Here is a 9683-nt window from a genome sequence, read left to right on the forward strand (position 1 = left end):
GGATATAATTGCTTACAGAAATTTTTAACTACAACGAAAAGACGCCTTGCGGGGAAATGTCTCTAGGGTCTGTCATCAGGCGCTTTTCTTAGATGTATTCCTTACGGGTCAAAAAAATTTCTTACATCAAATTATATCCTCCATGTAAAATCTTTATTGCTAAATACATAGAAAAAATTAAAAATAATTTTAAGGAGGTATGGTCTTTGGGAATTAAAAGGTTTGTCCGTAAGACAATTGCTGTAGTTACCGCTGCTGCCCTTTTGTCGCCGCTGCTTGCAAGCAGTGCTTATGCAGGCCCGACAGTGCCGCCGTTTAATTATGCGGAGGCGCTCCAAAAATCTCTTTACTTCTATGACGCAAATAAGTGTGGTCCAGGGATAACCGGCGGGAGGCTTGAATGGAGAGGAGACTGCCACGTAGAAGACACCGAGGTGCCTTTGAAGCCTATGGGAGAAGAGTTTGTAGGCTTAAACCTGTCTCGGGAGGAAATAGAAAAATACAGGGCGGTCTTAGACCCTGACGGAAACGGTTCTCTTGATCTTCACGGCGGCTTCCACGACGCAGGGGATCACGTTAAGTTCGGATTGCCTCAAAGCTATACCATTTCCACATTGGGATGGGGATTTTATGAGTTCAGGGATTCCTTTAAGCAGATTAATGAGGAAGAGCATATGATAGACATTCTCAAATGGGGGAATGACTATCTCTTACGCTCAACCTTTATGAATGACAGAGGAGAGGTGCAAGCATTCTGCTATCAGGTGGGAGAAGGGAATATAGACCATAACTGGTGGCAGCCACCCGAGCTGAATGAAAAGGCAAAGGTGCAAAGACCCGCGTATCTTGCGACTGCCGAAAGGCCTGCAAGTGATCAGGCGGCGGGAGCAGCAGCCTCACTTGCAATAAACTATTTGAACTTTAAGGAGAAGGAGCCTGTTTATGCAGCCACATGTCTGAAAACAGCCAAGGCACTGTACGAGTTTGCTGTCAAGTATCGTGGCTGCGGCTATTCGGGAGGATTCTACAATTCCTCATATGAAGAGGATGAGCTTTCATGGGCTGCGGTATGGCTGAATATTGCAACAGGCGAAGAGTCATATATTGAGGATATCATTTCAGTATCCGCAAACGGTATGTATACGGGATTTTTAGGCAGAATAATTTCCTCCACCGAAAACGGTTGGCAGAATATATGGGTACATTCGTGGGATACCGTTTGGGGAGGAGTTTTTGCAAAGCTGGCCCCGATAACAAATACTGAAAGAGACTGGTATATTTTTAGGTGGAATATAGAATACTGGTCTGGAATACAGCATGAAAACCCAAATGACACCACCTTCCTTGCAAGCACCCCGGGAGGATTCAGGGTGCTGAACACATGGGGATCGGCACGCTACAACGCGGCAGCACAGCTTTGTGCATTGGTTTATAATAAATATCAGCCCAGAAAGGATTTCACAGATTGGGCTAAAGACCAGATGGACTATATTCTGGGAGATAATCCAATGAAAAGAAGCTATGAGGTGGGCTATTCGGATATATCGGCCAAGCACCCGCATCATCGTGCCGCTCATGGGTCTAAGGCACTCAGTATGCTTAATCCCTTAGAGCACAGGCATACCCTGTGGGGAGCGCTGGTTGGAGGGCCTGACGGTACAGACAAGCATGTGGATGAAACCACGGATTTTGTTTACAATGAGGTTGCCATAGACTATAACGCAGGGTTTGTAGGAGCATTGGCAGGTATATATGAAAGCTATGGACAGGGACAGGAGCCGCTTAAGGATTTCCCTCCTAAGGAAGAGGACTTTTTGGAGTTCTACTCTGAGGCAAAGCTTGAGCAGGAAAATGCCGAAAGGACTCAAATAACAATAAACATTCATAATGAGTCGGGCAAACCACCCCATTTTGAGGACAAGCTTCAGGCAAGATATTTCTTTAATATCTCGGAAATGATTGAAGCAGGCCAATCCATAGAAGATCTTAAAATTGAGATTATGTATGATGAGTCTAAGATTGTAGACGGAAAAGGGGTCACAATAAAGGGGCCTTTCGCCTGGAACGAGGCCGAAGGGGTATATTATGTAGAGCTTGACTGGACAGGAAACAGCATCTACGGTGACAGGGAATTCCACTTTGCACTTGTGCCAAAAATGGACGCATCATGGCTTACCCATTGGGACCCGTCGGATGACTGGAGCAGAAAGGGAATTATAAAGGAATACTCAATCACTCAAAATATTCCGGTGTACAGGGACGGCGTAAAAATATTCGGAAGTGAGCCAGAGGGGGAAGTTCAGTCTGAAAAGGGAGACTTGAACGGCGATGGAAAGGTTGACTCGATAGACTATTCTCTTTTAAGAAGGTATATCCTTGAGCTCGATTCAGATATAAATATTGAGGCAGCAGACTTAAACAGCGACGGGAATGTTAATTCTGCCGATCTGGCTATGCTGAAAAGAGTCTTGCTTGGAATGTGATGCTTTAACGGGAGTTTTTAAGAACCTGTTTAGAATCTCCAAGGCTTTTTGCAATACGCAGGCAACACCATTATTTTAATTGTATCATAGAAATCGTAGGGGCAGACCTGCGTGTCTGCCCTGAATTACCCACAAACACGGAACATACAGAAATTTGAGGGCAGACATTAGGGCAGACACATAGGTCTGCCCCTACCTCTTAATTGACATCTCAGCCTTTGCAAACGCCTTGCAAAGCTGCTCTGTAAGAGTGCACCTCTCGAACCGGGATATCTTCTCCATGCTTGGGCTGAGAATGCTTTCCCCACTCTTCCAGCCGTTAAACAGCTCAAAAATATTGTGCTTTGTTTTATCCACATCGCTGCTGTCGGAAACCAGCCCTGTGCCGGTGTCCCGTATAAGCTCGGCAGCCGCTCCGTTTTCAGGGACTACAGCCAGAATAGGGCGGCCTGTCCGCATATATTCAAATATTTTTCCGAGGTAAAAGGCCTCCTCACCGGCGCCTGCCACCATAAGCAGGGCATCCGATGACATTAGCTTCAGTATGCTTTCCTTATGCTTCATATACGGAAAAACCTTTACAATGCCGCCAAGATCGAACCGTCTTATCAGATTGTCAAGTGCTTCACTGTTGAAGTGGCCTACGAGATCTATTCGGATTAGCCTTCTGTCAAGAAGTCCCTCATGCAGCAGGCGGCTAACCGCCTCAAGAAACGTATCAGGCTTTCTCCTTCCATAGAGCAAGCCTGTGTAGGTCACGGTAAAGACATCATTTTCAGGCGGGGAATGGGGAATATCCCTAAAGTCCTCCTCGTCGTACCCGTTAGGTATGACAACAAACTTATCCCTTAAAGAGGGTCTGTCCTCCAGAAAATTTTCCATCATTACGGGTGTATTGGCAATGACACAGTCGGCCTTTTCAAGTATTGAATCCTCCATATTCTTTTCCATAGAGGTTCTTATAAAATTATAGTTATAATCCTGAATATTAGGATTCTTTGTCCATTCATCACGAAAATCCGCAACCCAGGGTATAAGAGGAAATTTCTTTTTCAAATACAGCCCCATAAGGTGAGAGCTGTAGGGATAGGAGGTTGTATATATAAGCTCTATACCTTCGGAGGCGACTATATTCGCCGCTGAGCCTTTGCTGAAAAATTGCCACAGCCTTTCACCGTCGGGTATTAAAACCTTTCTGTTTATCACCTTGCCAAAAAGCTTCAGTATGCCGGGGAGCTCTAACAAATTCCATGGATTTGTCCTGAAAATTTTAGTTTTTTCAGGTATATCCTTTAAAAGAGATTCATCTGTTAAAGTCATTCCCTTACTGTCTCTTGTCAAAACCACAGGCTCCCACCCGAACCTGTGGAGGTATTTTACAAATTTTGTGGTTCTCTGAACCCCGGACCCTCCAACAGGGGGGAACTGGTGTGCAATCATAAGCACCTTCTTATTCATAGCTACTCCTTATTCAAAGTTATTGCCCTACTCCCATATATATAAAGCCCTTTTCCTCCATAAAGCTTCTTCTGTATATGTTTCTGTAATCGAAGAAAACAGGTGACTTCAAGCTGCTTTTAATTCTGCCTAAGTCGAGATTTCTGAACTGGTTCCACTCAGTTATTATTATCAGCGCATCAGCACCGCTCACTGTGTCATATTCATCATGACAATATGTAATTTTATCCTCAATGCCTTTAAATACAAGCCTTGCTTCATCCATTGCCGCCGGGTCGTATACCTTAAAGGACGCGCCTGCTTCCGCAAGTCCTTTTATTATAGTGATTGAAGCAGAATCCCTCATGTCGTCGGTGTTCTGCTTAAACGCCAAACCGAGGATGGCAAGCACCTTATTTTCAAGCTCGCCGAAATAATTGCAGACCTTTTCAACCATAAGGAGCTTATGCCTTTCATTTGCCAATATAGTCGCTTCTACAAGAGAAATATTTGAACCGTACTTTTTCCCCGTTTCCGCCAGAGCTCGTGTGTCCTTGGGGAAGCAGCTTCCCCCGTACCCCGGGCCGGGATTTAAAAACTTAGGGCCTATTCTGCCGTCGCGTCCCATTGCCTTTGAAACATCCTGAACATTTGCCCCGATTTTTTCACAAAGAGAGGCAATTTCATTTATAAACGTTATTTTCATGGCAAGAAAAGCATTCGATGCATATTTTATTATTTCCGCAGTCTCAACGCCGGTTTCAACAAAAGGTGTCTCATTTAAGTAAAGAACCCTGTAAACGTTTTTCATTATATCAACGGCTTTCTTTGATCTGCTGCCTATTACAATACGGTCGGGATGTGTGAAATCGTAAATAGCGGAACCCTCTCTTAAAAATTCGGGATTTGAAACAACATCAAACTCAAAATCCACATTTCTTTCCTTAAGCCTGTCCTGTATGAAATCCTCAACGGCTTTTCCTGTCCCTACCGGTACGGTGCTTTTATTTACTATCACCTTATATCCGTTTATATAGCTTGCGATATTTGACGCAACCTCGTACACATATTTTAAGTCAGCGCTTCCGTCTTCGGCAGGAGGAGTACCCACGGCAATAAAAATCACATCGGCATTTTCCACGGCGAATTTTATATCGGTAGTAAAAGCCAACCTCTTATAATACACATTCCGTTCAACTATAAAATTTAAGCTCGGCTCATAAATCGGAATAATGCCCTCTTTAAGCTGATTAATTTTTTCCGCGTTATTGTCGACGCAAATAACCTCCAGACCGAAATCGGACAAACATGCGCCCGTTACAAGACCCACATAGCCTGTACCTACTACTGCGATTTTATGCATTTTACTTCCCCTCCTGATACAAATACTGATAATCAGAATATTTATTTAAAAGCTGTTTTTTTAAAAAGCTATTACCGATTAAATTTACCACGCTATATATTTCATGTCAATAAAAAGTATATGAAGCCTTCAAATATAAGGCCTCATATACTTTTGACTGTGCAATAACATATTCATATTGAGTAACAACAGCATCAAGCCGTTTTCTGCAGGTGCTGCAAGGACGGTATGTAATCTCTGTCAAGTTTCTGGGTGCATAAATAATTAATAAGCATTTTATCACCAATGCTTAATTCGGTTACGGCCTTTCTCTTTATAAGCTCGCACAGGATTTCCCGGACAATCACGGGATAGTCATTTAACTCCATATCCCTCACCCCGTATTTTAAGAGTATTGGTTAAATTATATCATATAAATATTAAACACATGTTTCAAATACATTACTTGAATGTAAACTTTTATTAAGTGGGAAATTTTTTTTTAATAAGCAGTATAAAATGTGTGGTATTATATTTATATAAGGAAATAAATTTAAAAACATCGTTAAGGAGATTGCATGGCTGAAACATTTGATATTTTAAATATTAATACATCTCTTGTGAAGGGACTTGCAAAGGAGGGCATAATCACTCCCACGGAAGTGCAGAAGGCAGCTATACCCAAGGCATTGAAAAATATTGACATAATAGTTCAATCGGAAACGGGCACAGGAAAAACCCTGGCATATCTTATCCCGCTGTTTGAAAAAATTAATGCTTCAAGCAGGGAGATGCAGGCACTCATACTCGTACCTACGCATGAGCTTGCAATACAGGTACACAGGCAAGCCGAGCTGCTGGCCGACAACTCAGGAATAAAAATCATGTCAGCTCCTATAATAGGCAATGTCAATATTGACAGGCAAATTGAAAAGCTGAAGGAACGGCCTCATATAATAGTGGGATCTACAGGGAGAATTCTTGAGCTTATAAAGAAGAAGAAAATATCGGCTCATACCATTAAAACCATAATAATTGACGAGGCCGACAGGCTAACAGATAAAAACAACCTTGAAGGCGTAAAAGCAGTTATAAAAACTACTCTTAAGGAAAGGCAAATACTGATGTACTCTGCAAGCATAGGCCAGAGCACGCTAAATGCAGCACAGGATATAATGAAGGAGCCGGAATTCATAAAGCAGGAAAATAATATTGCGCTTCCGCAAACCATTGAGCACACATATTTTTTATGTGACAGAAGAGACAAAATTGAGGTGCTCAGAAAATTAATAAGAATAATAAATCCTCAAAAAGCTATTGTATTTATAAATAAAAGCGAAGAAGCAGAGCTTACAGCCGCAAAGCTCCAATATCACGGAATAAAGGCGGACTGCATTCACGGCGCAAACATAAAGAAGGATCGCAAAAAGACAATGGATATGTTCAGGTCGGGAAAGATTTGCGTGCTTATTGCCTCAGATATTGCCGCCAGAGGACTTGACATAGAGGGAGTAACTCACGTGTTTAATTTAGACCTGCCGCAGGACTTAAAGGGTTACCTGCACAGAACAGGAAGAACGGGGAGAAATGGCAACAGTGGGGCGGCGTTATCTATAGTATCCGATGCCGAGATTAAATTGATAAAATCATACGAGAAGGCCTTTGATATAAAAATAGAATATAGAGAAATGTTCAAAGGCAAAATTGTTGAAAAAGAAAAAAATCCCGTCCGGAAGGACTCCGGTGCGGATCTTGATAAAAAATGATGGTAATTTCAAAATATATTCTTTAATACGGGGGCTTAAAGCAGATATGAGTATTTTAAAGGTTGAAGACGTAAGTCACGGGTTTGGTGCGAGAAAGATACTTGAAAACGCTTCTTTCCGCTTGTTGAAAGGGGAACATGTGGGCCTGGTGGGAGCTAATGGAGAAGGTAAATCTACATTTCTGAATATAATAACAGGAAAGCTTGCTCCTGACGAGGGCAAGGTGGAATGGTGCAGCAGAATAACAACTGGCTACCTCGATCAGCATACCGTTCTTACCAGAGGTAAAACTATAAGAGAAGCCTTAAGGGAGGCCTTTTCGCATATGTTTGAGCTGGAGAGGGACATGCTTGACATATATGACAGAATGGGTGAGGCTTCCAAAAAAGAGCTGGAAGCAATGATGGAGGACGTAGGCGAAATTCAGAGTACATTGGAGCATAGCGGCTTCTATGTAATTGATTCCAAGATAGAAGAGGTAGCCAATGGACTGGGGTTGGGGGATATAGGACTTGACCGTGATGTGGGAGATTTGAGCGGTGGGCAGCGATCAAAGGTATTACTGACAAAGCTTCTGCTTCAGAGCCCAATGATCCTGATACTGGACGAGCCCACCAATTTCTTGGATGAAAACCATATATACTGGCTTAAGAACTATCTAAAAAATTATGAGAACAGCTTTATCCTTGTATCACACGACATACCGTTTTTAAATGAGGTTGTCAATGTCATTTACCATGTTGAGAATTCAATACTGACGCGTTATTCGGGGAACTATGATCAGTTTGAACAAATGTACAACCTAAAAAAGCTTCAAAACCAGCAGGCATACGAAAAGCAGCAAAAGGAGATAGAACGTCTGGAGGATTTCATAGCAAGAAACAAGGCCAGAGTTGCCACCACCAACATGGCAAAGAGCAGGCAAAAAAAGCTTGATAAAATGGATATAATTGAAAAGACCCGGGAAAAAGTCAAGCCTGTGTTCAGGTTCAAGGACGCAAGAGCACCGGGCAGATTCATATTTCAGGCTGATAGCCTCGTTATAGGCTATGACGAGCCTCTTACCGGTTCTTTGAACATAGCTATGGAAAGGGGCCAAAAGATAGCCATAAAAGGTGTAAACGGGCTGGGGAAGTCAACCCTTTTAAAAACGCTGCTTGGAATACAAAAGCCTGTGGCGGGCAATATAAAAATGGACGAATATCTTTTTACGGGATATTTTGAGCAGGAATCGGAGAGGGCAAATAATAATACCGCAATGGAAGAGATATGGAAGGAATATCCCGGACTAAGCAATGCTGAAGTGAGGGGAGCTCTGGCAAAATGCGGCCTGACCAATGAACACATTACCAGTCAGATGATGGTATTAAGCGGTGGAGAAAACGCAAAGGTGCGTCTTTGCAAATTAATGCTTAAGGAGGTCAACTGGCTTGTGCTGGATGAGCCGACAAACCATCTTGATTCTGATGCAAAGGAAGAGCTTAAGAGGGCTCTTAAGGAATTCAAGGGAAGCATTGTGCTTGTAAGCCACGAGCCTGAGTTTTATGAGGACTGGGTGACGGATATATGGAACGTGGAGGATTGGACGACAAAAGTGGTATGATGCCGATAAAATTCAATCAATAACTATATAGGAGGCGATAAAGATTTTACAAGCATAGAGGATATAATTGCTTACAGAAATTTTTAATAGCAACGAAAAGACGCCTTGCGGGGAAATGTCTCACGGGTATGTCATTAGGCGCTTTTCTTAGATGTATTCCTTACGGGTCAAAAAAATTTCTTCCACCAAATTATATCCTCCATGTAAAATCTTTATCGCTACATATATAGCGTATACGAGAGCTAAAAGGAGAAAACAACATATAAATTGGCATATTGTCGTATAAACGGGGTATTGTTATGTTGTCTTGTCCGGGAAATGATGTTATATTGTTTAAGCGCCGTTAACACGGCAGGCAAGAAGCAAGCGGGGAGTACGAAAATATTTCCCAAAGTAATTTCTTTAAATAAGAGATTACTAATGGACTTTGAAAATTAAACAGTGTAAAAGCAAGATAATCATGGAACTCGTTAAAATAATTTGAGTACTAAGTTCGCTTAATAACGAGCTTAGCAAGCTAGTGATAGTTTGATACTTTTTAAAAAAAGTAATTTGAGCCAAAAGGCTTTCAAATAAAAGTTTTTCTTTTAAATTGAGAGTTTGATCCTGGCTCAGGACGAACGCTGGCGGCGTGCCTAACACATGCAAGTCGAACGGTTCGTCACTCAACACTGAGTATTTATAGAAGGCTTAACAGGTGAACAGCCAGCGTCAAGCGCGGTTATGAAATGCGCTTCACGCGTTAAAAAAAGCCAACACATAAGTATTGAGTGTTGAGTGACGAATAGTGGCGGACGGGTGAGTAACGCGTGGGTAACCTGCCTTATACAGGGGGATAACACAGGGAAACTTGTGCTAATACCGCATAATATTATTTTGTCACATGGCAGAGTAATCAAAGGAGTCAAATCCGGTATAAGATGGACCCGCGTCCGATTAGCTAGTTGGAGGTGTAATGGACCACCAAGGCGACGATCGGTAGCCGGACTGAGAGGTCGAACGGCCACATTGGGACTGAGACACGGCCCAGACTCCTACGGGAGGCAGCAGTG

Annotated in this window: 6 protein-coding genes and 1 rRNA gene; 4 read left to right on the top strand and 3 right to left on the bottom strand. The window is 42.5% G+C overall.

What is annotated here, in order from left to right; all coding sequences use genetic code 11:
- Positions 1-206 precede the first annotated feature (206 nt).
- A complete protein-coding gene (locus DFR58_RS20055; protein WP_114300036.1) occupies positions 207-2483 on the top strand; it encodes a glycoside hydrolase family 9 protein in 2277 nt (758 codons plus the stop codon).
- Between the two features lie 192 nt (positions 2484-2675).
- Here the strand turns inward: DFR58_RS20055 and DFR58_RS20060 are convergent, their stop codons facing one another.
- The 3 genes from DFR58_RS20060 to DFR58_RS22005 form a co-directional block, all read right to left on the bottom strand.
- Positions 2676-3941: a glycosyltransferase family 4 protein gene (locus DFR58_RS20060; RefSeq protein ID WP_114300038.1), complete on the bottom strand. Its 1266-nt coding sequence runs from the start codon at positions 3939-3941 to the stop codon at positions 2676-2678.
- A gap of 19 nt (positions 3942-3960) precedes the next feature.
- Complete coding sequence (locus tag DFR58_RS20065) at positions 3961-5283, bottom strand: UDP-glucose dehydrogenase family protein (protein ID WP_114300040.1); 1323 nt, start codon at positions 5281-5283, stop codon at positions 3961-3963.
- 194 nt (positions 5284-5477) lie between these two features.
- Positions 5478-5651 carry a hypothetical protein gene (locus DFR58_RS22005; protein WP_170138250.1) on the bottom strand — a complete coding sequence of 58 codons (174 nt, stop codon included), beginning with the start codon at positions 5649-5651 and terminating at the stop codon, positions 5478-5480.
- A gap of 189 nt (positions 5652-5840) precedes the next feature.
- Between DFR58_RS22005 and DFR58_RS20070 the strand changes: the two genes are divergently transcribed.
- From DFR58_RS20070 to DFR58_RS20080, 3 genes are all read left to right on the top strand, one after another.
- The gene (locus DFR58_RS20070) at positions 5841-7028 is read left to right on the top strand and encodes a DEAD/DEAH box helicase (RefSeq protein WP_114300042.1); all 1188 of its coding nucleotides are present in this window, start codon (positions 5841-5843) and stop codon (positions 7026-7028) included.
- Positions 7029-7074: 46 nt separating this feature from the next.
- Positions 7075-8631, top strand: coding sequence for an ABC-F family ATP-binding cassette domain-containing protein (locus DFR58_RS20075; RefSeq protein WP_114300044.1), 1557 nt, complete (start codon positions 7075-7077; stop codon positions 8629-8631).
- A gap of 588 nt (positions 8632-9219) precedes the next feature.
- Positions 9220-9683, top strand: a 16S ribosomal RNA gene (locus tag DFR58_RS20080); the annotation flags it as partial.

The sequence above is a fragment of the Anaerobacterium chartisolvens genome (genome assembly GCF_003337415.1).
Taxonomy (GTDB): Bacteria; Bacillota; Clostridia; order Acetivibrionales; family DSM-27016; genus Anaerobacterium; species Anaerobacterium chartisolvens.

What these genes read in the sequence shown, in the direction of transcription:
- DFR58_RS22005 (WP_170138250.1), bottom strand. Translation starts at nt 5,651, where the DNA reads ATGGAGTTAAATGACTATCCCGTGATTGTCCGGGAAATCCTGTGCGAG.
- DFR58_RS20060 (WP_114300038.1), bottom strand. Translation starts at nt 3,941, where the DNA reads ATGAATAAGAAGGTGCTTATGATTGCACACCAGTTCCCCCCTGTTGGA.
- DFR58_RS20065 (WP_114300040.1), bottom strand. Translation starts at nt 5,283, where the DNA reads ATGCATAAAATCGCAGTAGTAGGTACAGGCTATGTGGGTCTTGTAACG.
- DFR58_RS20070 (WP_114300042.1), top strand. Translation starts at nt 5,841, where the DNA reads ATGGCTGAAACATTTGATATTTTAAATATTAATACATCTCTTGTGAAG.
- DFR58_RS20075 (WP_114300044.1), top strand. Translation starts at nt 7,075, where the DNA reads ATGAGTATTTTAAAGGTTGAAGACGTAAGTCACGGGTTTGGTGCGAGA.